Below are 25504 nucleotides of genomic sequence, written 5' to 3'. Positions count from 1 at the left end.
CTACGGCGTGGTCGTCGGCGAGGGGGAGACCTCGGGGGCGGGCACGAGGCTCACGAGATACTCCTCGTCTCCGCCGAGCACCGGCACATCGGCGAGAGCGCCCTCGGCGTCGCCCGACTGGAAGTACACCGGCACGGCCGCGCCCGGCTTCGCGTCGAGGTTGTCGATGCGCAGCGGGTCGGCGTTCTCACCCAGGCTCGACACCGAGTGCGCCGGGACCCTCAGAGTCTGGGTCGACCCGGACGAGCCCTCGCCCACCTGCACCGTGAGGGTGTGCGCCGAGTCGGTCATGTTCACGACCGCGGCGACGAGGTTTCCAACCGAGCCGTCGGGGGTCGCGACGATCAGCGCGTTGCGCACGAGGAGCGGCGCGCCCTTCACATCGGCGACGTTGATGCCGTCGGACGCGGAGTAGGGGATCGTCGTGCCCTGCGGGGAGATCATGGAGCATCCGGTGGCTCCGAGAACGACGGCGGCACTCAATGCCACCGACGCGAGCAGGCGCGATTTCACGGTTCCTCCCACAGGCAGACGATACGCACATCACTCTACCTGCTGGGGTGCCGTGCCGCGGGACGCCGCCTGCCTGAGTGCTGGGCAAACCTTAGTGCATACCCGCTGTGGTATTCTTGAACTTGCCGAAAGGATATATCTGCATGCTTTTTGAGGTTGGCGAGACGGTCGTTTATCCGCACCACGGGGCGGCGACGATCTCCGAAGTGAAGACCCGGATCATCAAGGGCGAAGAGAAGGTCTATCTGAAGCTCCGCGTCACTCAAGGCGACCTTGTCATCGAGGTTCCGGCCGACAACGTCGACCTCGTGGGCGTCCGTGACGTCATCGGCAAGGAGGGCCTGGAGAAGGTCTTCGAGGTGCTGCGTGCCCCCTTCACGGAGGAGCCCACGAACTGGTCGCGCCGGTACAAGGCGAACCTCGAGAAGCTCGCCTCGGGCGATGTCATCAAGGTGAGCGAGGTCGTGCGCGACCTGTGGCGCCGCGATCAGGATCGCGGACTGTCGGCCGGTGAGAAGCGCATGCTCGCGAAGGCGCGCCAGATCCTCATCTCCGAGCTCGCGCTGGCGGAGAAGACCGACGAGGAGAAGGCCAGCGGCCTCCTCGACGAGGTGCTCGCCTCCTGAGCGCACCGCTCCTGCCGCGGGTGGGCGTCGGCACCGACGTGCACGCATTCGGCGGTGACGGCACGCTGTGGCTGGCCGGGCTGGCCTGGCCCGGCGAACCGGCCCTCTCCGGTCACTCCGACGGAGACGCGGTCGCACACGCGATCGTCGACGCACTGCTGTCGGCGGCGGGACTGGACGACATCGGCACCCACTTCGGCACGGCGCATCCTGAGTACGCGGACGCTCATGCCGGCGTGTTCCTCGCGCATACGCTCGAGCTGCTGACGCAGGCCGGATTCGCGATCGGAAACGTCGCCGTGCAGGTGCAGGCCGACCGCCCCAAGCTCGCCCCACGCCGCGCGGAAGCCGAAGCGGCGCTGTCGGCGTCCCTCGGCGGAGCGCCGGTCTCGATCTCGGCGACGACCACTGACGGCCTCGGCTTCACCGGCCGGGGTGAGGGCGTGGCGGCGTTCGCCGTCGCGCTGGTCACACCACGATGAGGCCGACGGCGCGCCGGTAGGCTTGTCGGGTGACCGTCCGCCTCTACGACACCCGCGCGCAGCGGCTGCGCGACTTCGTGCCCGGCGACCCGGAGAACGTCACGATCTACGTCTGCGGCCCCACCGTGCAGTCCGGACCGCACATCGGGCACCTGCGCAGCGCGTTGAGCTACGACATCCTGTCGCGATGGCTCACGCACCGCTTCGGGCGGGTGACGCTCGTGCGCAACGTGACCGACATCGATGACAAGGTGCTCGCGAACGCGACCGACCTCGAGCCGTGGTGGGCGCTGGCGAACCGCATGGAGCGGGCGTTCTCGGCGGCGTATTCCGCCATCGGCATCCTGCCGCCGACGTCCGAGCCGCGCGCCACCGGTCACGTGCCGCAGATGATCGAGCTGATCGAGCGCCTCGTCACCGCCGGCCACGCCTACCCCGCACCCGACGGCTCGGGCGACGTGTACTTCGACGTGCGCTCGTGGCCCGACTACGGCTCGCTCACGCACCAGGGCCTCGATGCCATGGAGCCCGCGGCCGACGCCGACCCGCGAGGCAAACGCGACCCGCACGACTTCGCACTGTGGAAGGGCGCGAAGCCCGAGGAGCCCGCCTCCGCGGTCTGGGCGGCCCCCTGGGGCGCCGGTCGCCCGGGCTGGCATATCGAGTGCTCGGCGATGGCGCGACGTTATCTCGGTGCCGAGTTCGACATCCACGGCGGCGGGCTCGACCTGCGCTTCCCCCACCACGAGAACGAGCTCGCGCAGTCGACGGCAGCCGGCGACGGATTCGCTCGCTACTGGGTGCACAACGGTCTCGTCACGGTCGACGGGCAGAAGATGTCGAAGTCCCTCGGCAACTTCGTGCTCGCCGACGACCTGCTCGCGGAGCGCGACCCGCTCGTCGTGCGTTACGCCCTGTCGGCCGCACACTACCGCTCGAGCCTCGACGTCTCCGACAAGGCGCTCGATGAGGGCGAGGCGGCGCTCGACCGCATCCGCACGTTCCTGCAGCGTGTGCAGCGCGCGCGGGGGGAGCAGGCCGGTGCCGCACCGGTGGAGCTGCCGGCTGGCTTCAGCGAGGCGCTCGACGACGACCTCGGCGTCCCGCAGGCGCTCGCGGTGCTGCACGAGACGGTGCGCGCGGGCAATGCCGCCCTCGACGCGGGCGATGTCGACGATGCCGTGCGCGCGTTCGACGAGGTCGTCGCGATGACCGGGATCCTGGGCGTGAACCCGCTCGATCCGCAGTGGCTTCCGACGGGCGGCCGGGCCGAGGCATCCGCTCTCGACTCGCTCGTCCGCACGATGATCGACCAGCGCGCCGAGGCGCGCGCGACGAAGGACTGGGCGGCGGCCGACCGCATCCGCGACGCGATCGCGGCGGCCGGCATCGCCCTCGAAGACGGTCCCGACGGGACCCATTGGAGTGTGCAGAATGGCTAAGCCGGGTGGCGCGAGCCGGGGGAACAGCAAGAAGAAGGGGCCGCAGAAGGGCACCGGAGGCCACGGGCGGAAGTCGCTCGAAGGCAAGGGCCCGACCCCGAAGGCGGAAGACCGCAGCTGGCACGTCGCAGGCAAGCGCAAGGCCGCGCAGGAGCGCTACGTCGCAGCCGGCGGCAAGCCGAAGGCGCGCCCGACCGACATGAACCGCGCGGCGCGCGCGAAGCCGGCCGACGACACCGAGACCGTCACGGGGCGCAACTCGGTGCTGGAGGCGCTTCGCACGCGGATCCCCGCGACCGCGCTCTACATCGCGCAGCGGGTCGAGATGGACGATCGCGTCAAGGAGATGCTCGCGATAGCGTCGCACCGCGACATCCCGGTCCTCGAGGTCACCCGGCCCGAGCTCGACCGGATGGCGGGGGTCGGGGGAGTGCACCAGGGGGTGGCGCTCAAGGTGCCGCCGTACTCGTACGCCCACCCGCAGGACCTGCTGGAGGAGATCTTCGCGGACGGCGGCACGCCGCTGCTCGTCGCGCTGGACGGCGTGACCGATCCGCGCAACCTCGGCGCGATCATCCGCTCCACCGCCGCGTTCGGCGGGCACGGGGTCATCGTGCCGCAGCGGCGTTCGGCGGGCGTGAACTCCGCGGCGTGGAAGACGAGCGCCGGTGCAGCTGCCCGCATCCCGGTCGCTCTCGCGGCGAACCTCACGACGACGCTGAAGGAGTTCAAGAAGCAGGGCGTGTTCGTGCTGGGGCTCGACGGCGACGGCGACGTGTCGCTGCCGCAGCTGCAGCTCGCCGACCGGCCGGTCGTGATCGTGTGCGGGTCGGAGGGCAAGGGACTCTCCCGGCTCGTGACCGAGACGTGCGACCAGATCGTGTCGATCCCGATCTCGCAGGCCACCGAGTCGCTGAACGCCGGCATCGCCACGTCGGTCGCGCTGTACCAGGTGGCGACGACGCGGGCCGGTGCTGCCACGGAATGAATCCGCCCCGCGCTTGATTCGAGATGGAGAGATCCATTCACGCGAAAGGGAAGCACACATGGCACGCATCGTCGTCATCGGAGGAACCGGGTACACCGGCAGCAACATCGTGGCCGAGGCCGTCGCCCGCGGGCACGACGTCGTCGCGGTCTCACGCACGGCCCCCGATTCTCCGCTGGAGGGCGCGACGTACGTTCAGGCGTCGGTGCTCGACCGCGACGCGCTTGCGGCCGCAGTGAAGGACGCCGACGTCGTGGTCTCCGCGATCTCACCGCGCGGCGACATGACCGACCACGGGCTCGACGCGGTGCACAGCCTCGTCGAGACGCTCAGCGGCACGCGCACCCGACTCGGCGTCATCGGCGGTGCGATGGGAAGCCTCAGCGCCCCCGGCGGACCGCGGCTGTGGGACCTCGGCGTGCCCGAGGAGTACCGGCACGAGGCGAAGGTGGGCATCGACACCCTCGAGCTCCTGCAGGGCCTCGACGACCTCGACTGGTTCCTCGTGCACCCGCCGAAGGAGTTCGGCGCCTGGGTGCCGGGCGAGCGCACCGGCCGCTACCGCGACGGTGGCGAGGTCGTGGTCGAGGATGCCGACGGGCGCTCCTTCATCTCCGCGGCCGACCTCGCGATCGCGGTGGTCGATGAGATCGAGACGCCGCGCCACCCCCGCGCCCGCTTCACCGTCGGCTACTGACGCCTCCCTTCTCCCGCGAAGTCGTACGATCTCGTCGAGTGAACATCAGTTTGCGCGCAGACTGATGTTCACTCGTGAGGATGATGTTCGGTCGCGGGCAACGCGCGCGGGGATTCAGACGAGGTCGCGCCAGTCGACGGTGTCCTGGTCGTCGTCGACGGATGCGTCGTCGAGCGAGATCGGGACGGTCATCGTCTCGGTCGCCGGGCCCATGATCGTCGCCTCGTCGCGGCGGTGCCGGAGCACATCGTCGATGTAGCCGGAGAGCACCTCGGCGAGGGGGACCGACACCCCGCGTGCCTGCGACATGTACCAGCGGTGCTCGAGCACCTGGTGGAACACCTCCGCGGGCTCGAGCTTCGCCCGCAGCTCGAACGGGATGGCCCGCACGACCGGTTCGAACACCCGTGTGAGCCACTCGTGGGCGAGCATCTCCTCGTCCTCGTCGGGCCGGCGAGCCCGTGCCCGGTACTCGTCGAGGTCGTTCAGCAGACGACGCGCCTGGTTCTCCTCGACATCGAGACCGGTGAGTCGCAGCAGCCGCCGCTGGTGGTGGCCGGCGTCGACGACCTTCGGCTGGATGGAGACGCGGGTGCCGTCGGCTGCTGCCTGGATCGACATCTCTCCGATGTCGAAGCCCAGTGCGTTCAACCGCTGCACGCGCTCGGTGATGCGCCAGGACTCGTTCGCGGCGAACGTCTCCTTGTCGGTGAGCGCCGCCCACAGCGACCGGTACGACGAGATGATCCCGTCGGCGATCTCGACGGCGTCGACCCCTCCCTCGAGCCGGCCGCCGGCGGCGAGGTCGAGGATCTCGCCGGCGATGTTCGTGTGCGCCACCGCGAGGTCGTGCTCGCGCTGCCCGGCGGTGAGGCCGCCCTCATGCAGCTCGCCGGTCTCGGCGTCGACGAGGTACGCGGCGAAGGCTCCGGCGTCGCGTCGGAACAGCGTGTTCGAGAGAGACACATCGCCCCAGAAGAACCCCACGTTGTGCAGTCGCACGAGAAGCACCGCGAGCGCGTCGACGAGACGCCCCGCCGTGTCGGGCCGGAGCACCTGGGTGAACAGCGCCCGGTAGGGGAGGGAGAACTTCAGATGAGCGGTGACGAGCGCCGCCGCCAGCGGCTTGCCGGTGGCGGCGGTCCTCCCCGCGATCACCGCCACGCGCTCGACGCAGGGCACCTCGAGCCGGGCGAGGCTGCCGAGCAGGTCGTACTCGCGGCGTGCCATCTCGGCGGTCGTCTCCTTGATCGCGACGACGCGGCCGGAGAGGCTCGCGAAGCGCACGAGGTGCCGTGAGATGCCCTTCGGGAGGTAGACGATGTCGCGGCTCGGCCAGTCGGCGAGCGGCGTCGACCACGGCAGGGCGAGCAGGCCGGGGTCGACCGCGCTGGCGGTGATCGACAGGGCTTCGCTCATCGGATCCTCCCCCACGAATGCGACGCGGCGCGGGCCGGAGAACCGTGCCCGCGCCGCGTATCGCCGGGTGCTACTTCGCCGACGCGATTGCCTTGTCGGTGAGGCGGTCGCCGCTCTCGATGTCGAACACGTGCACGTGGTCGTGGATCGGGGTGAGCACGACGGTCTCGCCGGCGTTCGGGTGCTGGCGGCCGTCGACGCGCGCGACGATGTCGGTGCGCTTGCCGTTGATCTCCGAGTGGCCGTACAGGTAGCCGTCGGCGCCGAGCTCCTCGACGAGGTCGACGGTGACCGACAGGCCCTGACCGCCGGCGGCACCCACCTGGATGTCTTCCGGGCGGACCCCGATCGTGACGTCCTTGCCGCTGGCCTTGGCGAGCGTCGACGACTCGACGGGAACCACGGTGTTGCCGAACTGCACGCCGCCCTCGGCGAGCTCGGTCGGGAACAGGTTCATGGCCGGCGAGCCGATGAAGCCGGCGACGAAGACGTTGTTCGGCTGCTCGTACAGGTCACGCGGGGTGCCGACCTGCTGCAGCACGCCGTCCTTGAGCACCGCGATCCGGTCGCCCATCGTGAGCGCCTCGGTCTGGTCGTGCGTGACGTAGACCGTGGTGACGCCGAGGCGGCGCTGCAGCGACGCGATCTGGGTGCGGGTCTGCACGCGCAGCTTCGCGTCGAGGTTCGACAGCGGCTCGTCCATGAGGAACACCTGGGGCTGGCGGACGATCGCGCGGCCCATCGCGACGCGCTGACGCTGACCACCCGAGAGGGCCTTCGGCTTGCGGCTGAGGTACTCCTCGAGGTCGAGGAGCTTCGCGGCCTCGAGCACGCGCGCGGCGCGCTCCTCCTTCTTCACGCCCGCGATCTTCAGGGCGAAGCCCATGTTCTCGGCGACCGTCATGTGCGGGTAGAGCGCGTAGTTCTGGAAGACCATCGCGATGTCGCGGTCCTTCGGCGGCACATCGGTGACATCGCGGTCGCCGATGAGGATGCGGCCTTCGTTCACCTCTTCGAGGCCGGCGAGCATGCGCAGAGTCGTCGACTTTCCGCAGCCGGAGGGGCCGACGAGAACCAGGAACTCGCCGTCGGCGACCTCGAGATTGATCTTGTCGACTGCCGGGCGGGTGCCGCCGGGGTAGAGGCGGGTCGCGTTGTCGAAAGTGACGGACGCCATTGTTTCTTCTCCTTCACCGGCAGGTACGTGCCGGACGATCCGTAGTGATGGAAGCGGACTGTTGCCCGCACACCCTCCATCGGGTGTGTGCTCAGTATGCCAGACGCCGCTCTGTGGGGATTTCACAGGGTGCCTGGCTAGCATCGATTCGGCTGCGGAAGCCGCGCGGCCCCCCGGATTCACCCGGCCACCAGTCTGTCAAGAGGACCCATGTCGAACGACGATTCTTCGAACGTTCCCGACCCGCACGGTCGGCGCAGCGCCGTGCGCGAGAAGGCGCAGCAGGTGCACGCGAAGCAGAAGCGCGCCCGCGTGCTGCGCCGCAGCGCCCTCGTCGTGGGTGCGGTGGCGGTCGTGGGTGTCGTCGTCACGGGCGTCTCGATGGCGCTCGCCACGCAGGGCAGCCGGCCCGACGCATCGCCCGCGAACGTCGTGGACGACGGCTTCGCCGTGACCAGCGTGAACGGTGTGAGCGGCGACGGTGCACAGAGCATGGAGGCGACGCCCACGCCGACACCGACCGCCGCGTCGGCGAAGGCATCCGCGACTCCGAACCCCACCCCGACCACGGCGGGGGCCGTCGACATCCGCGTGTACGTCGACTACTACGCGCCCGGAGCGAAGCAGTTCCAGGTCGCGAACGCGCAGCAGCTCACCCGGTGGGTGAGTCAGGATGCCGCGACGCTGAGCTACTACCCGGTCGCGATGCTGTCGGCCAAGTCGAACGGCACCAAGTACTCGCAGCGGGCGGCGAGCGCATCCGCGTGCGTGGCGACGCACTCGCCCAACGCCTTCTTCGCGTTCAACAACGCCCTGCTCACCAAGCAGCCTGAGCAGGGCACGGATGGCTTCACCGACAAGCAGCTCGCGGATCTCGCGATCGCGTCGGGAGCCGACCAGCCGAAGGTCGTGCGCGACTGCATCCAGGGCGAGGACTTCGTCAGCTGGGTGAAGTCGGCGACCGAGCGGGCCCTCGAGGGCATCCCCGAGACGAAGGGCGTCGCGCTGACCGGGACGCCGATGATCCTCGTGAACGGCACGCCGTACGCGGGGGCGCTCGACGACCCGAAGGAGTTCGCCCAGTTCGTGCTGACGCTCTCCAGCGACGCGTATTACAACACCCCGACGCCCACGCCGACGGCGACCCCGGGCGCGCCGACGCCGAAGCCGTCGCCCACGGCATCGGGGAAGTGACCGGCCCGGCTAGACTTGTCAGCCTGCCGGCTTGGCGCAATTGGTAGCGCACCGTACTTGTAATTCTGTTCGCGACGGATTCAGGGATTATCGCGGGGTATCAATTTCGCCAGCACCGCTACTGCTCACTGTCCAGATGGCATCAGGCAGCATCGCGGCGTTTCGCTGAATGTGCGGGGTAAATGCGGGGTTTCACCGGCTCAGGTTATTACGTGACTCGCTTCCGAGCGGTCGAGCGGCGCGACTGCTCCCACGACGTAGGCTTCGGGTCACGTGCGGCCACAACTTCCGCGACGATGAACCGCCAAGTGCGCTTGCCCACGCGGTGACCGGGGATGTCCCCGACGTTCGCCCAGCGATACACGGTGTGGGGCGAAACCTTGAGGATTCGGGCTAGTTCCTTCACTGTGACCATTGGCTCTTCATCGCTCATTGGGGTGAATCCTTCCACTGTTCGACACATGGAGATGGGCCCGCTGCGCGGCTGCAGGAGGTCATGCAGTTGGGCCCGGCGTCATGCATTTGCCCCGGCCTACGTGACTCGCTTTCGAGCGAGGGAGCGACGCGATTGCGCCCACGACGTGGGTTTCGGGTTCCGCGCCTCCTCCACCTCAGAGAGTCGGAACCGCCAGATCCGGCCGAACTTGTGCGCCGGTATGTCACCAGTCCGTGCCCACCGATAGATCGTCTCCTTGGTGACGTGGAGGACCACCGCAAGCTCATCGGCGGTCATCATCGGCTCTGCATTACTCATCAGTCGACCTTGCCACGCAAGGGTCGCTCGGGCAGTTGCTCGACGAACCGGTCTAGTTCCGACTTCTTGAAGTAGATCCGTTTCCCCGTCTCAACCGCGGTGAGTTCGCGAGTGGAGCGGAGATCGTCGAGTTCGCGGAGGGAACGGCCGATGTAGTAGGCGGCGACCTCGCGTGTCATGAGCGCGGGCGGAAATTCGATGCGGATCGGGGAGCCGGACGTCATGCCGCAACGATACGTCCAGCTACGCGCGTCGGGATACGGGTACTTTCAGTGAGGCCCTCACGCGAGCGGGGCCTTCTGTCGTTCAGAATCCGGTGGTGCCGTGTGTGCGGCCGCGTCGCGACTGCCCGAGCTCAACCCATGCGGCGGCGTCGGGGAACGACTCGAGGATCGCTGTACACAGCACATGCGTTTCGGGTGAGTCGAAGTACCCCACCCATGTGCCGACCGACTCGTTCAGCGCGTCGACACGGGCGCCGGCAGTGTCGCGCAGCTGGTCGATCACGGGTGCCGGGTCGCCCGTGTACTTCCCGCGTGAGCAGATTACGTCGAGCTGCACGCGGAGGGCGACGTCGGGATGCATGCGGCGGATGCTACCCGCGGCGGCCGACGTGCAGCTCGGTAATCGTCCCATCGTCACCCGGCATCTTCAACGCTCGGCCGGGATCACGACGACGTCGCAGCGCCGGCAGACGAGACCACCGTCACCGTCGACGAGGATGGTGTCGCAGTCGGGGCAGGTGAACGGTCCCGGCAAGTTGTCCATGGCCTGAAACAGTAGCGTCCCACACGGATCCTCCCGTGTGCGCGCGTCTCGTCGTTGCTGCTGGTAGCCAGGGCGGGGATCGAACCCGCGACCGTCACCCGGATCTGTTGGTCCCTTCGTCGTCGAGATGGGGACGCTGCACGCTGAGTTTGGTGGGGTACTCCGAGTATCGACTACCCTGGCGGCATGCCACGCCCGCCGTCCGAGAACTCTCGGTTCGTGCTCGCTCAGGTGGCAGTCCTCGGCATCCACTGGTGGAGCCCGGGCGACGGCTACATGCCGGCGGCGCCGCTGTTCGCTGATCCGCTACGCACACCCGCTCCCGTACATCCCCTGCGCGCACTCTTGAGCCGAGGGCTCGTTGAGGAGACAGGCGACGTGGGTGCTCTCCGGCTAAGGGTAACGCCCGCGGGTGAGGTCACCTTAGCCGAGCGCCCCGATATCCTCACCGCGGTGCGGGAGCAGGCCGAAGCGCAACTGGCCTTCGCCCGAGGCGGCATGGACGCACGAGTGCCCGGACGGAACACCGCACGGGAGCGGCTGCAGCCCTGGCTCGACGGCGACTGCAGAATGATCGCTCGGCCTCTCGAGCGGTAATGTCACCAGCCCCGCGTACGCTCCCGGCATGATGCTTCGTGCTGAGGTCGCCCTGAGCGTGCGGCTCGACGCCATCTGCGCGCGGAACCAGTACACGGATGACCCCCGCGCAGCGATCGAGGAACTGCGCGGCACGGCCGGCGACAGGACTGACATCCTTCACGAGACCGTAGGGACGTGGGTCGGCTACTTCGACAGCTCTGAAACGCGCACGCTGTGTGCCGCCATTGTCGAAGCCTTCCCCGCCGCCGAGGCGTGGCTGGAGCTCGGTCGGAAGCGTCGCGGACGCACGCACGGCACCAGCGGCTTTTGAGTCGGCTCTTTCCGTGCATCAACACGTTGAAGGCGCGTATAGTGCAACCACACGCCGTAGCGAAAGATCACTGGGGAACTTTCTGGGGGCTCGGGAAATGGGAAGAACACTCGCGTTCGCGTTGCTCACGGGCGGGGTTCTCCTCGCCGGATGCTCCGCAGTGGCTGCGCCCGTCGCCACACCCAGTGAGACAGCTGAAACGGCCACGCCTGAGCAGATCGCCTCGGTGATAGCGGAAAACCAAGCAGAGTGGCGTGATGTAGCCGAGAAGGCGCGGGAGTGCCGCGTCCTTTGGGTGATCAGCAGCCAGTTGACCTTCTCACAGAAGTCTCAGGCCCAAGAATGTTTCACTGCCGAGCAGTCAATCGGAGAGACAGCGTTCTCCTCGTATCTAGAGCTGGACGCATTCACGGTTCCCTCCTCTATGGGCGGGCTGGTCGATAAGACCAAGGTGGCGCTGAAGCAGATCGCGGACACCAACGTCGGTTGGACAGTGTGTGGAAGCGAGGAACTGCCCGACCTGAATGACAAGTGCGTGGCCGCACTCGGCACTCGGTATGCCGCCTACCCGGCGCTCGTGAAGGCACTCGATGCGTGGTCGCCGTACCTGTAGTCGGGGATGAGATGCTCTGCGGAGGCGCTGCAGATTGCCAACAGAGAATAGGAGCGCTGTCGGTGGGTCTCGGTAGCGTCAAGCCATGACAGACGAACTGACGCCGGCCGAACTTGTGTATCAGGCAATCGAGTCGCTTCCGGGGTGGAACGCAGTGCTGCGTGACGCACGCGACAGCTTCTCGCAACAGCTCCGTGGCCAGGTGGGGGCGTTGCTCTCATCGGTGCTTCTCGCAACAGAGGATGGTGACAGGGCCATCGCCATTGGGGGCACAATCGATGAGGACGGTGCCGGATATCTGGCGATCGTGGCGTCGACGGGCGTGGTGGTCGTCAAGTCCACCAAGATCAGTGCCCAAGAAACGAGTTACGCCGTCCGCGCGTACGCGTTCAGGGAAGTCCGAGATGTCCAACTGGGCACTCGCCACTCGTACTTCTCTGGCACGGAGCAGGCGCCGCGGAACACAGGAGTGTCGCTGTCGTTCACCGTCGACGGGCAGGCCGTTGCCTTTGATTCCCGGTTCTCACGCGTGCCGCTAGTTGGAGCGGACGCGGTTCTAAATGCATTCCGCGCCGTGCGCGACGGGCGTTAGGAGTCAGCTTTCACACACAGGGCTCAGATCCACAGGGGGTGTGGCGAAACCCGGGGTCCCTGGCGGATCAGGGGAGCGAGTGCGGTCGATTGCCGAAGAGCGCGTTGACAAAGTCGCGAGCGTCGTGCTCGGGGTCCGGGTCGATGCCCACAGAAGCGCCCTCTCTCGGGGCTATGTTCCCAAACCTCTTGCCTTCCAATCCAGGGCCGCGAAGTTCGCCGAGTCGCTTCGCCTGCGCCTCGAGCGTCGCATCGTCCTGGCCAGTCATTAGTTCCCGGTCAGCCTCCGCGACCTCGTAGCGGTGCGCGAGACGCCCAATCAGGTCTTCTCTCGACTCCTCGTCCATCAGATGTCCCTCTCGTCGAACGGTGCGTCCGGCACCGTGGGAGCGTCGTCATCGATGGAGGCGAGCCCACCCGGCCACCCGTGTCGTTCCGCCCATGCCTCCCGTTCCCCATGCCAGGCCACGTAGGTTTCATACCAGGCGTTAAATGCCCGCTTACGGGCGTCCAGAGGGTCGTCGGGGTCATCCTTGTACGGCGGGAGGGCCGCTGGTGACAGCTTTGCCGGCACGACACCCTCAGCACGCTTGCGTCGCAGCATTCTCAGACTCCCGACTTGTACACGCCACGCACGCCCGACGACGGCGGCAGGTCATCCTCATCCAGCCCCGGCACCTGCAGAGTCGCAAGCAGACGCGCCAACGTGAGCTGCTGCTGTCGGGTCTCCGCGATAGCCGGATGCAGTCGCGTGCCCTGCGACGAAGCGAGCATGAGCCCATCCTTCTTCACACGAGCACGAAGCTGCGCGATCGTGTCACGCACCCGGCACGCCTCCTCGAGAAGGGCCGCATCATGATCGCCCATATCGAACTCGCCCGCGACGAAGTCCCACAGCTTCCGGCCCGGGGTCCCAAGCCCAGAAGGCGCACGCCGGCCGCTCACAGCCGCCACCAAGGGCCGATCATTTCGGAACCCGGGGAGGGATTGTGCCTAACCCCGGAGGTGCGGCTGATGGGGTGGTGGGGTGGGGGTGGGCTGGGTGCTTGCATGGACGACGTGGCTTCGAGTTCACTCGTGGTCAGCATGTCCAGTCGGCCAGCCCATCGAAGACGTGAGCGGGCAACGGTTCAAGCTTCCGCTTCTGCGTGTGGATGACTTCGCGCATCACGCTCTCAAGGTGACCTGGTGCATGATTGAAGGGGCACTTGACGACTGCTGCTTCCGCAATGGGAAGGTACTTGTCGAGGAGTTCGTTGGTTGACATCGGCTGTGCGGGTTGACGTGTTCCGGCCTCAAGAGTGCTCATTCGGTTGCCTCCAGGGGGATGTGTGCCTTGCGGGGGCGGGGCTGTGTGGCGATGAGTCGGTAGGTCAGGATGAACGCGGATAGGGACTCGGCGACGCGGGGGAGGAACTCGAGCGGCGAGGCTGTCATCATGAACTCGGCGGCCCGTTGGGTGACGTTCTCGGTGATGACCCGGGTATAGGCATGGCTCCCGGTGGTGTCCCAGATCGAGATGAGGGACTGGCGGGAGGCGGGGCCCCCGTACAGAAGTTCCTTCAGGATCCGGTTGACCTCGGCTCGTGCCTCGGCCTCGTCGATGGCGAACACGTCGCCGGCCTCCTGGATGATGTACTGCTCGCCGTCATCCATGTTGCTCACCTCACCGTGTCGAGAGCGCGTGTCCACTGCTCACGTTCCTGACGGGCAATGTCGGTCGGGTCGTACGAGAAGTAGTTGCCCTTCTGGACCACCTGCACGGTCGGGGATGCTTCCGCTGTTGCGGGGCCGGAGTAGCACCGGTGTGTGTTCGCGTATACGGGTTTCACGTACCCGCCACCGGAGTATCCCCGGAACTGGCCGGAGTTGATTGCCTCGAGGGTGGCGCGGTGGCGGGCGGTCTGCGCTGCGTTGACGACGAACTCACCCGATGCGGCGGCGATCAGCATGTTGTCCTTCCGTGACGGCACACCCGGGAGGATGCCACCGCTTGCTCGCGAGGTCGCCACCATTCGACTGATCGAGTTGGAGATGGTCGAGATCCCGTTGGCCTGTACGCGGATGTTGATCGTCCGTCCGTTCAGGCTCGAGATCAGCGAATTCACTGAGCGGCGAGCGTTCGCGGTGGACGCGAGAATCTTGATCTCCCTCGCGGTCGGCATCCGGTACACCTGATCCGCGAGTGCCTTCGCCGCGGCTTTCGAAGCGCCCATCTTCTCTGCGCTGCGGATCAGCGCCTGGCGACCGGCCTCGAGGGTTCCCTTGTAGTGATCGGTGTTCCCGTCGAGATTGAACTGGGCCTTCGCGGCATCCTGAGATTTCGCAGCCAGGTCCACGAGCATCTGCTTGTTGGCTCGGCCGGCGTCGGTGTTGTCGCCCCACGCCTTCTTGCCGGACTTGATCTTGTCCTCGACCTCTGCGAGAGCATCCCGGTACTGAAGGTTCTTGGATATGGCGTCCTGACCCGTCTCATTGGACTCCATGACGATGTCGATCAGTTCACGAAGCTTGTCCTTCAGGCCTGACACCTCAGCCTGTGCGTCGGAGTACGCGTCGGCCGCGGTCTGGGTCACCGCTGCGCTGTCGCTCATGATGTCGTTGGTGTCTTCGAGCGCGGCCTTCAAAACGGCCTGTTCGTCCGCGGCTCGTCCCGTCTGACGGAGTTGGTCGGCGATCGCGTCACGGAATCCAGACAGCGAATCGTCCTTCAACATCGTCCGCATCTCTTGACCGGTGAGACCGAGCTGGGCACCCCACGAGCGGAACTGGTCGATCGCCTTATCGAGCGGCATGGCTTCCAGCGCTGGCGCAAGCTTCGTCAGCCCGTCGCGCAGTCCATCAATCTGTCGCTGGGCGGCGACCACACCATCGCCGGTGGCGAGAGCGTCAAGCGCTGCCTTCACATCTTCCGCTGAGGTGATCCCTGTCCGCAGGTCGAAGAGCGATGCCACGAACGACTGATTCGTTGTTGTCGCCCTCGCGACTGCCTCGTCCGTCCCCTGAACCTTGCGGGCGTAAGCGACCGCTGCTGACGCGGCGAGTGTCAGTGCCGTGGTCAGGGCCGCGATGACACCGACGCTCTTGCCCGCCTGCCCCATCGCACCGGCAATGGATTGGATGCGAGGCGACATCTGCGAGAGGGACGCGTTGAACTGTGCGATCTTGGGGATGGCCACCAGGAATGATCCGCCCGTGGTCAGTGCCGCTGCTCCTACGGCGCCTACCCAGAAGGTGGCCTGCTTGCCGCCGTCTGGGAGGTCGTTGAATACGTCGATGACGCCGGTGATTCCCTGGACGATGGAACGGAGGGGGCCATCTGCGGCCTTCCCCATCCCGATGAGGGCGGAGTCCCATGCGCCGCCGAGCTGCTCGAGGTCGCCCTTGAGGTTGTCGAGGCGCGTGGCGGCTGTCTTGGCCGCGTAACCAGAGTCGTTGACCTTCTCGTTCCAGGCTGCGATGCCCGCAGCACCCTCCTGGTAGAGGACATTCGCGCCACGAATCGCGTCCTGCCCGAAGATCGTCGCGAGGGCGGCGTTCCGCTGCTCCTGTGTCAATCCGCTCAGCGACTTCTGCAACTGGCCTGCGAGCGCTTCCATGCCGACGAATTGGCCCTGCGCGTTGTACGCCTCAATGCCAAGCGACTTCATTGTGTCCGCGGCCTCGCCGGTCGGGTTCGCGAGCCGCAGCAGCATCGTGCGGAACGATGTACCCGCGTCCGATCCCAGCATCCCGGCGTTCGCGAACGCCGCCAGCGTCCCCACCGTCTGATCCACCGAGATCCCGAACTGGTTCGCCACCGTGCCGGACTGGGACAACGCCTGCGACAGGTCCGAGACATCACCCATCGCCTTGCCGGAACCCGCCGCGAGAAGGTCAGCAATGTGGGCGGCGTCCTTCCCCTTGAGTTGGAACTGACCGAGTGTGGTTGCGGCGACACCTGCAGCGTCCGCAACAGCCATGCCGCCCGCGGCGGCGAGGTTTAGTGCGCCGTTCAGGCCACCGTTGAGGATGTCAGCCGACGACATGCCCGCCTTCGCCAGTTCTTCGATGGCGTTCGCGGATTCTCTCGCGGAGAACACGGTCTTCGCCCCAGCATCGACCGCTGCGGCAGTGAGGGCATCGATGTTCTTCCGCGCGTCCTCGCCTGTCGCGGCGACGCCCGACATTGCCTGGTCAAACTCGGCATACTTCGCGATCGCCGTTCCGAGGCCGACCGTTATCAGCCCACCAGCCGCAATAGCGGACTTGCCGAGAAGGCTGAAAGCCTGCTTCTGAATGTCGAGCTTCTTCTTCGCCTCGTCCGCAGCCGTGCCCGGCTTCAGAGTGGCCTTCGCGGCCTGCTCCATACCGGCGATGTAACTGTTGACTTGCGCAATCAATGAGACCCTAACGACACGGTCCATTTGCTCAGTCCTCCGACCCGGTGAGCCGCATGGAAAAGCCGTCGAAGGTCGGCTTGAACGCCGTGTGGAGAATCCCGTACGTGGCAGCGCGGTTGAAGTTGGGTTTGAGGGCGTTGCGGGCCTTCTCCACGTCCTGTGCGACCTCGGCAAGGTCAGGATTCTCGGCGGCGAACTGCTTCGCCACCGAAGTCCAACCCTGATCGAGTGCCCGCTGGAACAGCGCCACAGCGAGTGTCGTGTCGTTGCTGCGAAGCGCTCGGCCGAGCATCCGGCCGGCGGCTTCCGGGTCGGTCAGCGACTCCGCACGGTCGTGAGCATCACGGAACGCGATCAGGTCTGCCGACCCATACCCGACATAGCCGTCGAGACGACGTTCCATCGACTTGAGCGCATCGCTCAGGGCCGTCATCTCCTGCTCCTTGAGACCCTCGAGCTGGGCCTTCGCAGACCGGTAGTTCTCTTCACCTTCGCGGCGCTTGCCCTCGTCAGACAGCAGCTCGTCGCCGGTGATCTCCTTCTCACGGGCCTCGAATTCCTTCTGCGCCTGCGCGGCACGCTTCCGAAGGTCGAACACCTTCTGTGCTGCATCGTCGAACGTTGCATTCATGATGTGGACCTCCGTGAGTTGATGTATGTCTGTGCGTGGTCGGCTCGGATGAGCCACCGGTTACCGGTCTTCTGGGCGGGCAGGATCTCGCGTTCAATATCGAGGCGGACCGTCCGTCCCGCCCTGCGTGCCGCTCTCGCGACCTGCGCCGTTGTCCACCACTCACGTTCCTCTGATGCCGCCTCTTGCCGCGGTTCGTTGCCGACACCGGCATCCGAGGTGAAGGCGCACACCGTGATAGCCGTCAGAAGCGCATAGGCGACCGTGTCACCGCCGCGGAACCGGCTGCGCACCGCCTTCAAATTCGCGACTTGATACAGGACTTGGGCGTCATCGGGGGTTAGCAGGATCGAACCAGCCGGGATGTCTGGCATCCGCCAACTCATCGCGCACACACCCCTACGCTGAGCTTCGTGAATGTCTCGCTCACGATTGCCTTCGCCGCCCTCGTCGTCTCCTTGGTCGCTGCCGGCTTGACGGGATGGCAGGTGGTTCGGGGCGAGGCACAGCTCGCTCGACGCGCGTGGGCGCTCACGCATCTCGACCACGGAGAAGTCCTTCCCGGCAGGCAAGGCCTAGAGATCGAGCTATCCGTCCACGGGCCAGTTGTGTTGTACGAGGTACACCCATTCGCTCTCGGAGGCATGCGCATGCACGAGATGAGCAGCCCCATCAGTCGGTTGGACTGCTTGAGCACTCCCATACGATTCGTCGTTGACGTCTCAATGGGAGACGACGGCGACTCGGACGCGTGCGTCGGGGTCACATGGCTCACCTCCCGCCGCCTCGGTCGGATTCACGTGGAGCAAGCACTCCGCGTAAATCTGCGAACGGCTCGCGTTGAGCACTGGCTATGGCGGGAGTGGCCCATTCCACTGACTTGGCAACGCAAGAATCGGGGTCGCTGGGGAGTTCGAAGCGTCCGAGTTGGGCGCGCCCGATACGAGATCCATGACCTTGATCCATCGCTGAAGCGCGAGCGGGATCGGCTCGAAGATCAACGGAGGGTCCAATCATGGCCGCCCGCTCCAACCACAGAAGCGACGTGATGCCCGCAGCGACGATCGCAAGCACAACAATCGCTACCGACTGAGCGAGCTCCGGCGCCTCAACCCGCATTAGTCGTCCTCCCGCTGCTGGAAGTAGTCGTGGTGAGGGAGGCGGTGGCCCGACGCTTCGAGCTGGACATAGTACTTATGCAGCTCGCGGGCGAACGCCACCGGGTCATCCCAGGCATCCGCCAACGCCCGGAAGTTCAGGGGCCGCGGTGCGCTACCCATTCGTACCTCCCTGCTCCCGCGTTGCGCCCTCCTCGACCCACACGCCCGGCTCAGGCTGATACCAGTTACCGGCGTCCGGAATCTTCGCCACAGGCCACGTCGTGGTCACCTGCATGTCCTCGCCTGCCTGTCCTGTCCTGTCCTGTGCAGTCCCCGGGGACTGTCCCGGGGACATGATGTCGGGGTGGAGAGCCTTACTCGCCCGCTGTCGCGCCTTCTTCTCGCGCTCACGGCGGCGGTTGTTCTCGAGGGTCTCGAACTCCGAGCGGGACGTCTGTGTGGCCAGGTAGTCGGTCATGACGTATTCGCCTCCGTCCTCGGTCCAGACGCCTGCCGCGACGAGCCGGGGTGCTGACGCGGAATGGAAGCGGGGAATGAAGTCGAAGTCGTCCACCGTCAAGCGGCCATCGGTGCGGTTTTCCACCATGTAGACCCCAGCGGTGACGAACGCCTTGAAGTCGTCACCGCTGAGGCCCATGACACGACGGTCGTTGAGCCAACGGCCGGGGAAGCGGAAGTCGCTCACGACTTGGGCTGACCCTTGTCGAGCGCGACACGGAGGTCCTCGATGCCGATCAGCCAGCCCATCGCCGTCAGGACGGTGCCCTGATGGACAACGTCGTTGGTGGGTGCGACGAGGGCGACATCCAAGTCCCGGACGCGGACCTTCATACCTTCACGCGCGGCGCGTGCCCGCAAGCGGCGCAGCGACATGAGCCGTGCTTCCTCGTCACCGGCTCCACGCTCCCGGGTCAAGATGACGGTGCTGCCCTGAACGATGGCGGCCGTGAAGGTTCCCCGGTCGACGGTGAGGTGGTCGGGGAGAGCGAGAGGACCGGCGCAGCCGCGCTGGAACCGGATCCCAGTCGGCGGGTCGATCCGAGTCTGCGCCGTGCCGCCGTAGCCCTGCACGACCCGCTTTGCTCCTCCCACGGCGGTGGTCATGATCGTCTCGACAACGCAGACGAGCGACCCCTCCGTGATGCTGTGCTTCCAGTCGTAACGGATCGTCACGACTTCCATCTCGGACCCGAGGTCCGCGGCGGCATGGATCAACACCTGCTCGCGCTGCTGGGCGAGCGCTTCCATCTGCTCGGCGATCTCATCGAGCATCGCGACGGCGTTCACAGTTCAGCCCCCGCGAGGAGGTGGGCGTACTTCGCCCAGAGAGCGGACGGGGTGGTGCCGAGCTCGACGGCTTCGGTCCTGAGATCCCGCATGGTGGTGCCCTCGGCGACCGCATCTGCGATGTCGTGGACGAGCGCACGAACTTCGGCCATTGGTACCTTGACGACGCCCTCCCCGCCGTCGATGACGACGAGGGGCCCGCTCTGCTCGGCGAGTACGCCTTCGGTCTCGAGGTGAACGCGCGTCCATCGCCGCCGGGTGTCGGCGGTCTGGGATACGCTGGTAGCGTCGTTCATGATCGTGTTCCTTTCCTAGGGGAGTCGGTCGCCGTCCTCAGTCGCCGAGTTGCCGCTCAGACTGAGGACGTTTCTTCTTGGTTGGGTGGATTCGGTCTTCCCGCTTGAAGACGACGGAATTGGTCTTCCGCTCCTGCGTGCCCGGGTTGCGCCCATGCAGAACAGGCAGCAGAAGCAGCCGGGGAGGAGGATGAGCACCACGGCCCCGATAATGAAGCCGGTCATGATGCACCGCTGGCTGCTGCGTCCAGCCAGGCCGCGACGTCGTCGCGTCGATACCTAACCGCCCCACCGAGCTTCACGAACTTTGGCCCCTTACCCTCTCCTGCCCATCGGGCGAGAGTAGGGATGCTCGTTTGCGTGTACTCAGCCACTTGGCGTCTCGTGAGGAGGTCGGGCAGTTCTGCGGCGTGTTGGCCGACGGTGAGTCGCGTGTCGCGCGCGGGGATCTGCGTCATGGTCATCGGTGGTCCTTTCGTGATCAGTCCCTGGTCGGTAATGGTCACGGAATGACCATCTAGAGCCCAGCATGCACCCACCCCCAGAACTTGTCAAGTTGTGCTGAATCTACTCATTCGATACGATCAGGCTGTGATCAATCCCAACGACCGTGCACCATCGTGGGTGTACCGCACTCCTCCTTGGCAGGAGCGAAGCACCCCAGATCGTTGGGGAGAGGCCGAGCACACACGGCTAACCCACTGGAGGTTCTGGGAGAAGCGCTTCGCCCATCAGGTGCTCTCGGTTGCCAGGGACTTCCGTAAGGAGAAGCGGCTGACGGCGAAGCAGCTATCGGACCGGCTGACCGCCGCTGGCTGGCCCGTCAGCGTCAACTCCGTGAACGGCATCTTCGGCAAGAAGGGCCGGGAGTCGATCTCCGTCACGCAGGTGATTGCGCTCGCAGAGGCGCTGGGCGTGTCGCCGATCGAACTTCTGATCGGCCCGGATCGCGAGACTGTAGAGATTCGGCCGGGGGTGGTAATGCCTCCGGCGGAGGCCGCGCTGTGGTTCATGCGGGGTCTGCCGGCAGCGCCAATTTCTGACGACCATGATGAGCTGAAGCCGCTACTTAAGAAAATCGTCGCCATAGCCGTTCGCGAGCATGGTCTGAGCGACGCCGTCGACTATCTCGAAGGAGCTGCGGCGGGAATTCGTAACGTCGGGGCCCAACTGGGCCTTCCTGGTGCGACTGACGACGGAGGGATCGGGCAAGAGATTCGGCGTGTCACGCTTGAGCCGCTGGACCTCACTCCCGCTCCACCGGACATTGTCGACAGGCTTCACAATTCGGAGAGAGATGCCACGGCCACGTACGCCGCTGAGCAGCTACGGCACGATCCGAACAGTTGAGACGGAGCCGGGAAAGTGGCGCGCCCGCACCCGGTACCGCTTCGACGACGGACGGCTGCGTCAGGTGGAGCGGTTCGCCCCGTCGAAGGCGAAGGCCGAAATGGCGCTAAAGCAAGCGCTCACCAGCATCCAGCTATCCACCGCGGTTGAGGTCAAGCGGGAGACGCGCATCCGGGACCTGGGCGAGCGGTTCCTGATCTCGAAGAAGGACCGGGCACCGCGGACGGTGGAGACGTACGAACGGTCCGTGCGGAAGGTCATCGTTCCGAAAATCGGTGACCTCGCCGTGTCCGAAGCAACGCCCGAGCGGCTACAGCGGACGCTCGACCAGATCGCCGCCGCGCACGGTCCCGGCGAGGCCAAGAAGGCACGAGCGGTGCTGTCCGGCATGATGGGCCTCGCGGCCCGCTCAGATGCCCTCAGGACGAATCCCGTGCGTGAGCTCGCACCGATCGAGGCGAAGGCGGTGGGCGCCGTCCCTGTGCCCCTGCGCGAGCTTCCACAGCTGCTCGAGACGGTGCGCGCCGACGATCGGCTGCGGCAGATGGACATGGTCGACCTGGTCGAGTTCATCGCCGGCACCGGGGTGCGGATCAGTGAGGCGATCGCGCTCGACGGGCAGGACGTGACCATCACCGGGCAGGTGCCGGTCATCGGCGCTGTGGTGACGGTGCGGAAGTCGAAGACGATGGCGGGGGAGCGGTGCATCACTGTGCCGGCGAGCGTGGCACGGATGCTCGCCGGCCGAACACATCAGGGCCCGCTGTTCCCGACCCCGTTCGGCAAGCGCCGCGACCGGCGGAATACGGCCGCAGAGTGGCAGGCGGCTCGGGATCGGCTGCAGCTCGGACCGTACACGTTCCACAGCTTCCGCAAGTCCGTCGCCACGGCGCTGGATCAGGCCGGCCTCTCGGCACGCGACATCGCGGAGTACCTGGGCCACACTAACCCGTCATTGACGATGAACACCTACATGTCGAAGACGGTGGGCGGGAGCCGCGCGGCGGACGCCCTAGACTCGTTCATGCGCGTTCGAGAGAATTGAATGTGCGGGGTTTGTGCGGGGTCGGCCACCACCGAACTTCACACAACATCCCGAGAGCCACGGAATTCCGGGGCTAGCCGGCTTGGCGCAATTGGTAGCGCACCGTACTTGTAATACGGGGGTTGCAGGTTCGAGTCCTGTAGCCGGCACCGTCCTTCGCCTCCGCCGGGCTCAGCGAGCCGCGTCCGCCTGCGTGACCACGAACCGCGTCAGGGTGTCGAGGTATCCGGGCACGAACTCGTCGTCGTGCTGGAGGCGGTGGTCGCCACCGGGCAGAATCCGCACATCGAGCAGGTCGGGCCGGACGATGGCGCGGAAGACCTCGGCGCTGCGATCGAAGGGCACGACATCGTCGTCCTCGCCGAGCAGCGCGAGCAGTGGGACCGTCAGCGTGCGCAGGGCGCCCGCCGGGTCGTGCGGCATCAGCCGCGCGGCGAACGACCACAGCTCTGGGTCGCCCGGGATGAACACGCCGGCCTCGGCAAGCTCGCCGATCAGCGGAAGCGCCTGCGCGCGCGGCCACCCGTCCTCGAACGGCAGCGCGAGCAGATCCAGCACCCGTGAGAACGTGTCGACCCCGGCACGCATCCGGTCGTCGTCCCATCCGCGCCGGCGCAGCGTCTGGCCCGTCGAGTACGCCTCCTGCTCGCGCGGCGTCACCGCGGGCCCGGAGTTCGTGATCACGAAGTCCGCCGCGGTCGGCGACGCGGCTTCGAGCACGACCCAGCCGCCCTGACTGTGGCCGAACACGCCGGTCGGGAGGTCCCCGAGGACGTCTCGGGCGACCGCGAGTCCCGCCGCCAGATCGCCCGCCTGTGCCGTGATGTCGGCGTCCAGCCAGCTGCCGGTCGATTCGCCGACTCCCCGCTTGTCGAACGAGCACACTGCCACGCCCGCGCCGAGCAGCGCCGCACGGATCGGCGGGAACAGCACGTCGTTGTCGCGATCGCTCGGTCCGGAGCCCGGGTGCATGAGGACGAGGGCACGGGTCTCACCGTCGGGATGCCAGAGACTGCCGGCAAGATGCACGCCGTCGTTGCGGGCGACAAGGGGTTGTACGCTCACGTCCGTCATGGCTGCGGCTCTCCGTCCTCGATGACCGGTTCTCGCCTGCCGACGCTGCGGCACCGGAGGCCCAACAGGGTAGCTCTTCCCCGCCGCCGGGAACAGGGTCCTCCGCCGTCGGGACGAAAGCGATGAGGTGGAGGGTATGGGATCGCTTCCGCTGTGGCTGCTCGTCGTCATCTTCGTTGTTGCCGCTGCCGTCGTCTGGGTCGCCGGCATCCACCTCTCCAAGACCACCGATGTGCTCGACTCCCGCCTGCATCTCGGCAGCGCGTTCGGCGGCCTGATCATCCTCGCGATCGTCACGAACCTCCCCGAGACGGCGATCACGGTGAGCGCCGCCGTGAGGGGGAACCTCGATCTCGCCGTGGGCAACATCCTCGGCGGAATCGCCCTGCAGACCGTGGTGCTGGTCATCCTCGATGTCTTCGGCAAACGGGGCCGGAACGCCAAGCCCCTCACCTACCGGGCCGCGTCGCTCGTGCTGGTCCTGGAAGCCGTCGTGGTCGCGGGCGTTCTCGCGGTCGTCGCCGCGGGGAGCCAACTTCCCGCCCATCTCACGTTCGCCCGGCTCACTCCGGATGTCGTGCTGATCGCCGCGTTGTGGATCGTGGGGCTCCTGCTGGTGCGACGGGCGCGTCAGCACCTGCCGTGGCATGAAGACGGTGCGGCTCCCGGGGCCTCCTCTCACGCGCCGGGCCACCGCAGGAACGCCGCGCAGCATCCGCACAAGACGAGGCCGTCATGGAAGGTGGCATTGATCTTCGCCGCCTCCGCCCTCGCAACGCTGATCGCGGGCGTCGTGCTCGAACTCGCAGGAGACGCGGCGGCGAAGCAGGTCGGGCTCTCCGGAGTGCTGTTCGGCGCCACCGTCCTCGCGCTGGCCACCGCTCTGCCCGAGATCTCCACCGGGCTGCAGGCGGTCAAGCAGGGCGATGACAACCTCGCCATGAGCGACATCTTCGGGGGGAACGCGTTCCTGCCGGTCCTGTTCCTCGTCGCGACCGTCATCTCCGGGAAGGCGGTTCTCCCGGAAGCGAATTCGGCCGACATCTACCTCACCGCGCTCGCGATCCTGCTCACCCTGATATACATCGTGGGACTCCTCTTCCGGCCGCAGAAGCGGATCGCCGGTATGGGCGTCGACTCCTTGACGGTGCTCATCCTGTACCTGGTCGGCATGGGCGGGCTCTTCGCAGTCGCCGGCGGATGACGGCGGCGCGACCGCCGGCACGAGGACGAAAGGACTCATGATGGACGACCCCTCCGGGCGGAACGCGGACGCGGGGGCCGCCGGTGAACTCCGGCGCGACCGCTTCGTCGGCGGCCACGACCTCACCCGGTGGCACTCCCGACTCGGTCGCGCGCTCGTCACCGCGGTGCAGCGCGTCGCACGGTGGTTGGGGCCGCATGCTGCGCTGGTGCTCACCCTCCTGGTCGGCATGGCACTGGTCGTCGGACTCTCGGCCGCGGCGGCGGGCGTCTACGATGCCGTGACGGAAGCGGATGGCGTCGCCGGATTGGACGAGCCGATCCTGGCCGCCGTGATGAGGATCCGCGTCCCGTGGCTCAACACGGCCGTGACCGCGTACACCGACATCGCCGGCGTCGTGGTGATGCCGGTGATCGCGATCGGGGTCATGCTGCTGTTGGCGATCGGCCGGCGCGCGTGGACCCCGGTCATCCTCATCGTGGCCGCCGGAGCCGGTTCCTTGCTCATGACGATCGCCGGGAAGAACATCGTCGGGCGGGTCCGCCCCGATCTCGCCGACGCCGTGCCGCCCTACGAGCACTCCCCGTCGTTCCCGAGCGGGCACACCCTGAACGCGGTGGTGATCGCGGGGATCATCGCCTACCTGCTCGTCCTGCGTCAGCGTCGCCTGGGCGCGCGCATCCTCACGATCACCCTCGCGACGCTGTTCGCCGTGACCGTGGCGGCGAGCCGGGTGTACCTCGGCCATCACTGGTTCACCGACGTGCTGGCGGCGTTCTTCCTGGGCCTTGCCTGGCTCGCCCTCGTGATCACGGCCCACCGGCTCTATCTCACCGTGTGGCGTCGCACCCCACCGCAGGGGAGTCACGTGCAGGCTCCCAGCCCTGTGAAGGGCTCCGGCCGGTAGCCGCACCACCGCAGGGCATCGGAGCGCAGGAGA

Annotated in this window: 32 protein-coding genes, 1 tRNA gene and 1 pseudogene; 14 read left to right on the top strand and 20 right to left on the bottom strand. The window is 66.9% G+C overall.

Annotated features, from left to right (window positions below; translation table 11 throughout):
* Nucleotides 1-525 (bottom strand): DNA modification methylase, encoded by a 525-nt coding sequence (locus AC3RX1_RS14425; RefSeq protein ID WP_491501941.1) that lies wholly within the window; start codon nt 523-525, stop codon nt 1-3.
* Nucleotides 526-656: 131 nt separating this feature from the next.
* Between AC3RX1_RS14425 and AC3RX1_RS14420 the strand changes: the two genes are divergently transcribed.
* The 5 genes and pseudogenes from AC3RX1_RS14420 to AC3RX1_RS14400 all read left to right on the top strand — a co-directional run bounded on the left by AC3RX1_RS14420 (nt 657) and on the right by AC3RX1_RS14400 (nt 4748).
* Nucleotides 657-1139, top strand: coding sequence for a CarD family transcriptional regulator (locus tag AC3RX1_RS14420; protein ID WP_491501940.1), 483 nt, complete (start codon nt 657-659; stop codon nt 1137-1139).
* A pseudogene (gene ispF, locus AC3RX1_RS14415) lies at nt 1139-1621 on the top strand (2-C-methyl-D-erythritol 2,4-cyclodiphosphate synthase); the annotation flags it as partial. The gene AC3RX1_RS14420 and the pseudogene ispF, both read left to right, overlap by 1 nt.
* Nucleotides 1622-1650: 29 nt before the next feature.
* The gene (gene cysS / locus AC3RX1_RS14410; RefSeq protein ID WP_491501939.1) at nt 1651-3063 is read left to right on the top strand and encodes a cysteine--tRNA ligase; all 1413 of its coding nucleotides are present in this window, start codon (nt 1651-1653) and stop codon (nt 3061-3063) included.
* Nucleotides 3056-4051 carry a 23S rRNA (guanosine(2251)-2'-O)-methyltransferase RlmB gene (gene rlmB / locus AC3RX1_RS14405; protein WP_491501938.1) on the top strand — a complete coding sequence of 332 codons (996 nt, stop codon included), beginning with the start codon at nt 3056-3058 and terminating at the stop codon, nt 4049-4051. The genes cysS and rlmB overlap by 8 nt, the downstream gene beginning before the upstream one ends.
* Nucleotides 4052-4109: 58 nt before the next feature.
* On the top strand, nt 4110-4748 hold the full coding sequence (locus AC3RX1_RS14400) for an NAD(P)-dependent oxidoreductase (protein WP_491501937.1): 639 nt from the start codon (nt 4110-4112) through the stop codon (nt 4746-4748).
* A 114-nt stretch (nt 4749-4862) separates the two neighbouring features.
* Here AC3RX1_RS14400 and AC3RX1_RS14395 read toward each other — a convergent pair whose 3' ends face one another.
* Together AC3RX1_RS14395 and AC3RX1_RS14390 are read right to left on the bottom strand one after the other, a co-directional pair.
* Nucleotides 4863-6167: a DUF4032 domain-containing protein gene (locus AC3RX1_RS14395; RefSeq protein WP_491501936.1), complete on the bottom strand. Its 1305-nt coding sequence runs from the start codon at nt 6165-6167 to the stop codon at nt 4863-4865.
* 70 nt (nt 6168-6237) lie between these two features.
* The gene (locus AC3RX1_RS14390) at nt 6238-7344 is read right to left on the bottom strand and encodes an ABC transporter ATP-binding protein (RefSeq protein ID WP_491501935.1); all 1107 of its coding nucleotides are present in this window, start codon (nt 7342-7344) and stop codon (nt 6238-6240) included.
* Between the two features lie 210 nt (nt 7345-7554).
* Here AC3RX1_RS14390 and AC3RX1_RS14385 point away from each other — a divergent pair, with 210 nt between their 5' ends.
* The gene (locus tag AC3RX1_RS14385) at nt 7555-8538 is read left to right on the top strand and encodes a DsbA family protein (RefSeq protein WP_491501934.1); all 984 of its coding nucleotides are present in this window, start codon (nt 7555-7557) and stop codon (nt 8536-8538) included.
* Nucleotides 8539-8746: 208 nt separating this feature from the next.
* Here the strand turns inward: AC3RX1_RS14385 and AC3RX1_RS14380 are convergent, their stop codons facing one another.
* The 4 genes from AC3RX1_RS14380 to AC3RX1_RS14365 form a co-directional block, all read right to left on the bottom strand.
* A complete protein-coding gene (locus AC3RX1_RS14380) occupies nt 8747-8953 on the bottom strand; it encodes a helix-turn-helix domain-containing protein (protein ID WP_491501971.1) in 207 nt (68 codons plus the stop codon).
* A 117-nt stretch (nt 8954-9070) separates the two neighbouring features.
* Nucleotides 9071-9271 (bottom strand): helix-turn-helix domain-containing protein, encoded by a 201-nt coding sequence (locus AC3RX1_RS14375; RefSeq protein WP_491501970.1) that lies wholly within the window; start codon nt 9269-9271, stop codon nt 9071-9073.
* 20 nt (nt 9272-9291) lie between these two features.
* Nucleotides 9292-9516 (bottom strand): helix-turn-helix domain-containing protein, encoded by a 225-nt coding sequence (locus tag AC3RX1_RS14370; protein WP_491501933.1) that lies wholly within the window; start codon nt 9514-9516, stop codon nt 9292-9294.
* Between the two features lie 82 nt (nt 9517-9598).
* Nucleotides 9599-9877, bottom strand: a complete 279-nt coding sequence (locus AC3RX1_RS14365) for a hypothetical protein (RefSeq protein ID WP_491501932.1) — start codon at nt 9875-9877, stop codon at nt 9599-9601.
* Between the two features lie 808 nt (nt 9878-10685).
* On the opposite strand from AC3RX1_RS14365, the gene AC3RX1_RS14360 reads away from it, so the two are divergent.
* The 3 genes from AC3RX1_RS14360 to AC3RX1_RS14350 all read left to right on the top strand — a co-directional run bounded on the left by AC3RX1_RS14360 (nt 10686) and on the right by AC3RX1_RS14350 (nt 12175).
* The gene (locus AC3RX1_RS14360) at nt 10686-10970 is read left to right on the top strand and encodes a hypothetical protein (RefSeq protein WP_491501931.1); all 285 of its coding nucleotides are present in this window, start codon (nt 10686-10688) and stop codon (nt 10968-10970) included.
* Nucleotides 10971-11130: 160 nt separating this feature from the next.
* Nucleotides 11131-11583 (top strand): hypothetical protein, encoded by a 453-nt coding sequence (locus AC3RX1_RS14355; protein WP_491501930.1) that lies wholly within the window; start codon nt 11131-11133, stop codon nt 11581-11583.
* Between the two features lie 85 nt (nt 11584-11668).
* On the top strand, nt 11669-12175 hold the full coding sequence (locus AC3RX1_RS14350) for a hypothetical protein (protein WP_491501929.1): 507 nt from the start codon (nt 11669-11671) through the stop codon (nt 12173-12175).
* Nucleotides 12176-12242: 67 nt separating this feature from the next.
* Here the strand turns inward: AC3RX1_RS14350 and AC3RX1_RS14345 are convergent, their stop codons facing one another.
* From AC3RX1_RS14345 to AC3RX1_RS14290, 12 genes are all read right to left on the bottom strand, one after another.
* On the bottom strand, nt 12243-12521 hold the full coding sequence (locus AC3RX1_RS14345; RefSeq protein WP_491501928.1) for a hypothetical protein: 279 nt from the start codon (nt 12519-12521) through the stop codon (nt 12243-12245).
* A 259-nt stretch (nt 12522-12780) separates the two neighbouring features.
* Nucleotides 12781-12999: a hypothetical protein gene (locus tag AC3RX1_RS14340; protein ID WP_491501927.1), complete on the bottom strand. Its 219-nt coding sequence runs from the start codon at nt 12997-12999 to the stop codon at nt 12781-12783.
* Nucleotides 13000-13255: 256 nt separating this feature from the next.
* Entirely contained in the window at nt 13256-13483 is a 228-nt protein-coding gene (locus AC3RX1_RS14335; RefSeq protein ID WP_491501926.1) for a hypothetical protein, read from the bottom strand.
* Nucleotides 13480-13830: a hypothetical protein gene (locus tag AC3RX1_RS14330; RefSeq protein ID WP_491501925.1), complete on the bottom strand. Its 351-nt coding sequence runs from the start codon at nt 13828-13830 to the stop codon at nt 13480-13482. The genes AC3RX1_RS14335 and AC3RX1_RS14330 overlap by 4 nt, the downstream gene beginning before the upstream one ends.
* A gap of 5 nt (nt 13831-13835) precedes the next feature.
* Nucleotides 13836-16523: a phage tail tape measure protein gene (locus tag AC3RX1_RS14325; protein WP_491501924.1), complete on the bottom strand. Its 2688-nt coding sequence runs from the start codon at nt 16521-16523 to the stop codon at nt 13836-13838.
* 61 nt (nt 16524-16584) lie between these two features.
* On the bottom strand, nt 16585-17244 hold the full coding sequence (locus AC3RX1_RS14320) for a hypothetical protein (RefSeq protein ID WP_491501923.1): 660 nt from the start codon (nt 17242-17244) through the stop codon (nt 16585-16587).
* The gene (locus AC3RX1_RS14315) at nt 17184-17735 is read right to left on the bottom strand and encodes a hypothetical protein (RefSeq protein ID WP_491501922.1); all 552 of its coding nucleotides are present in this window, start codon (nt 17733-17735) and stop codon (nt 17184-17186) included. Before AC3RX1_RS14315 ends, AC3RX1_RS14320 begins: the two co-directional genes overlap by 61 nt.
* Before the next feature lie 570 nt (nt 17736-18305).
* Nucleotides 18306-18467, bottom strand: a complete 162-nt coding sequence (locus AC3RX1_RS14310) for a hypothetical protein (protein WP_491501921.1) — start codon at nt 18465-18467, stop codon at nt 18306-18308.
* Entirely contained in the window at nt 18460-18993 is a 534-nt protein-coding gene (locus AC3RX1_RS14305; RefSeq protein WP_491501920.1) for a hypothetical protein, read from the bottom strand. Before AC3RX1_RS14305 ends, AC3RX1_RS14310 begins: the two co-directional genes overlap by 8 nt.
* Nucleotides 18990-19595 carry a hypothetical protein gene (locus tag AC3RX1_RS14300; RefSeq protein ID WP_498239518.1) on the bottom strand — a complete coding sequence of 202 codons (606 nt, stop codon included), beginning with the start codon at nt 19593-19595 and terminating at the stop codon, nt 18990-18992. Before AC3RX1_RS14300 ends, AC3RX1_RS14305 begins: the two co-directional genes overlap by 4 nt.
* Entirely contained in the window at nt 19592-19891 is a 300-nt protein-coding gene (locus AC3RX1_RS14295) for a hypothetical protein (protein ID WP_491501918.1), read from the bottom strand. The genes AC3RX1_RS14300 and AC3RX1_RS14295 overlap by 4 nt, the downstream gene beginning before the upstream one ends.
* A 221-nt stretch (nt 19892-20112) precedes the next feature.
* Nucleotides 20113-20355: a helix-turn-helix transcriptional regulator gene (locus AC3RX1_RS14290; RefSeq protein ID WP_491501917.1), complete on the bottom strand. Its 243-nt coding sequence runs from the start codon at nt 20353-20355 to the stop codon at nt 20113-20115.
* A gap of 127 nt (nt 20356-20482) precedes the next feature.
* Between AC3RX1_RS14290 and AC3RX1_RS14285 the strand changes: the two genes are divergently transcribed.
* The 3 genes from AC3RX1_RS14285 (at nt 20483) to AC3RX1_RS14275 (ending at nt 22435) form a co-directional block, all read left to right on the top strand.
* A complete protein-coding gene (locus AC3RX1_RS14285; protein ID WP_491501916.1) occupies nt 20483-21241 on the top strand; it encodes a helix-turn-helix domain-containing protein in 759 nt (252 codons plus the stop codon).
* On the top strand, nt 21189-22286 hold the full coding sequence (locus AC3RX1_RS14280; protein WP_491501915.1) for a tyrosine-type recombinase/integrase: 1098 nt from the start codon (nt 21189-21191) through the stop codon (nt 22284-22286). Before AC3RX1_RS14285 ends, AC3RX1_RS14280 begins: the two co-directional genes overlap by 53 nt.
* Nucleotides 22287-22362: 76 nt before the next feature.
* Nucleotides 22363-22435: transfer RNA gene (locus AC3RX1_RS14275), tRNA-Thr, on the top strand.
* A 22-nt stretch (nt 22436-22457) separates the two neighbouring features.
* On the opposite strand, the gene AC3RX1_RS14270 is transcribed toward AC3RX1_RS14275, so the two are convergent.
* A complete protein-coding gene (locus AC3RX1_RS14270) occupies nt 22458-23360 on the bottom strand; it encodes an alpha/beta hydrolase family protein (protein WP_491501914.1) in 903 nt (300 codons plus the stop codon).
* Nucleotides 23361-23496: 136 nt separating this feature from the next.
* Here AC3RX1_RS14270 and AC3RX1_RS14265 point away from each other — a divergent pair, with 136 nt between their 5' ends.
* Nucleotides 23497-24564, top strand: a complete 1068-nt coding sequence (locus AC3RX1_RS14265) for a sodium:calcium antiporter (protein ID WP_491501913.1) — start codon at nt 23497-23499, stop codon at nt 24562-24564.
* 37 nt (nt 24565-24601) lie between these two features.
* The gene (locus AC3RX1_RS14260; RefSeq protein WP_491501912.1) at nt 24602-25471 is read left to right on the top strand and encodes a phosphatase PAP2 family protein; all 870 of its coding nucleotides are present in this window, start codon (nt 24602-24604) and stop codon (nt 25469-25471) included.
* Nucleotides 25472-25504 lie beyond the last annotated feature (33 nt).

It is taken from the genome of Microbacterium altimontanum (genome assembly GCF_058349865.2).
Note: the sequence above shows the minus strand (reverse complement) of the source record. Positions and strands in the feature narration are given on the sequence as shown.

Coding starts and splice junctions, on each gene's coding strand:
- AC3RX1_RS14420 (WP_491501940.1), top strand. CDS start 657: ATGCTTTTTGAGGTTGGCGAGACGGTCGTTTATCCGCACCACGGGGCG.
- rlmB (WP_491501938.1), top strand. CDS start 3,056: ATGGCTAAGCCGGGTGGCGCGAGCCGGGGGAACAGCAAGAAGAAGGGG.
- AC3RX1_RS14400 (WP_491501937.1), top strand. CDS start 4,110: ATGGCACGCATCGTCGTCATCGGAGGAACCGGGTACACCGGCAGCAAC.
- AC3RX1_RS14395 (WP_491501936.1), bottom strand. CDS start 6,167: ATGAGCGAAGCCCTGTCGATCACCGCCAGCGCGGTCGACCCCGGCCTG.
- AC3RX1_RS14390 (WP_491501935.1), bottom strand. CDS start 7,344: ATGGCGTCCGTCACTTTCGACAACGCGACCCGCCTCTACCCCGGCGGC.
- AC3RX1_RS14385 (WP_491501934.1), top strand. CDS start 7,555: ATGTCGAACGACGATTCTTCGAACGTTCCCGACCCGCACGGTCGGCGC.
- AC3RX1_RS14380 (WP_491501971.1), bottom strand. CDS start 8,953: ATGGTCACAGTGAAGGAACTAGCCCGAATCCTCAAGGTTTCGCCCCAC.
- AC3RX1_RS14375 (WP_491501970.1), bottom strand. CDS start 9,271: ATGACCGCCGATGAGCTTGCGGTGGTCCTCCACGTCACCAAGGAGACG.
- AC3RX1_RS14370 (WP_491501933.1), bottom strand. CDS start 9,516: ATGACGTCCGGCTCCCCGATCCGCATCGAATTTCCGCCCGCGCTCATG.
- AC3RX1_RS14365 (WP_491501932.1), bottom strand. CDS start 9,877: ATGCATCCCGACGTCGCCCTCCGCGTGCAGCTCGACGTAATCTGCTCA.
- AC3RX1_RS14360 (WP_491501931.1), top strand. CDS start 10,686: ATGATGCTTCGTGCTGAGGTCGCCCTGAGCGTGCGGCTCGACGCCATC.
- AC3RX1_RS14350 (WP_491501929.1), top strand. CDS start 11,669: ATGACAGACGAACTGACGCCGGCCGAACTTGTGTATCAGGCAATCGAG.
- AC3RX1_RS14345 (WP_491501928.1), bottom strand. CDS start 12,521: ATGGACGAGGAGTCGAGAGAAGACCTGATTGGGCGTCTCGCGCACCGC.
- AC3RX1_RS14335 (WP_491501926.1), bottom strand. CDS start 13,483: ATGAGCACTCTTGAGGCCGGAACACGTCAACCCGCACAGCCGATGTCA.
- AC3RX1_RS14330 (WP_491501925.1), bottom strand. CDS start 13,830: ATGGATGACGGCGAGCAGTACATCATCCAGGAGGCCGGCGACGTGTTC.
- AC3RX1_RS14325 (WP_491501924.1), bottom strand. CDS start 16,523: ATGGAGCAGGCCGCGAAGGCCACTCTGAAGCCGGGCACGGCTGCGGAC.
- AC3RX1_RS14310 (WP_491501921.1), bottom strand. CDS start 18,467: ATGGGTAGCGCACCGCGGCCCCTGAACTTCCGGGCGTTGGCGGATGCC.
- AC3RX1_RS14295 (WP_491501918.1), bottom strand. CDS start 19,891: ATGAACGACGCTACCAGCGTATCCCAGACCGCCGACACCCGGCGGCGA.
- AC3RX1_RS14290 (WP_491501917.1), bottom strand. CDS start 20,355: ATGACCATGACGCAGATCCCCGCGCGCGACACGCGACTCACCGTCGGC.
- AC3RX1_RS14280 (WP_491501915.1), top strand. CDS start 21,189: ATGCCACGGCCACGTACGCCGCTGAGCAGCTACGGCACGATCCGAACA.
- AC3RX1_RS14270 (WP_491501914.1), bottom strand. CDS start 23,360: ATGACGGACGTGAGCGTACAACCCCTTGTCGCCCGCAACGACGGCGTG.
- AC3RX1_RS14265 (WP_491501913.1), top strand. CDS start 23,497: ATGGGATCGCTTCCGCTGTGGCTGCTCGTCGTCATCTTCGTTGTTGCC.
- AC3RX1_RS14260 (WP_491501912.1), top strand. CDS start 24,602: ATGATGGACGACCCCTCCGGGCGGAACGCGGACGCGGGGGCCGCCGGT.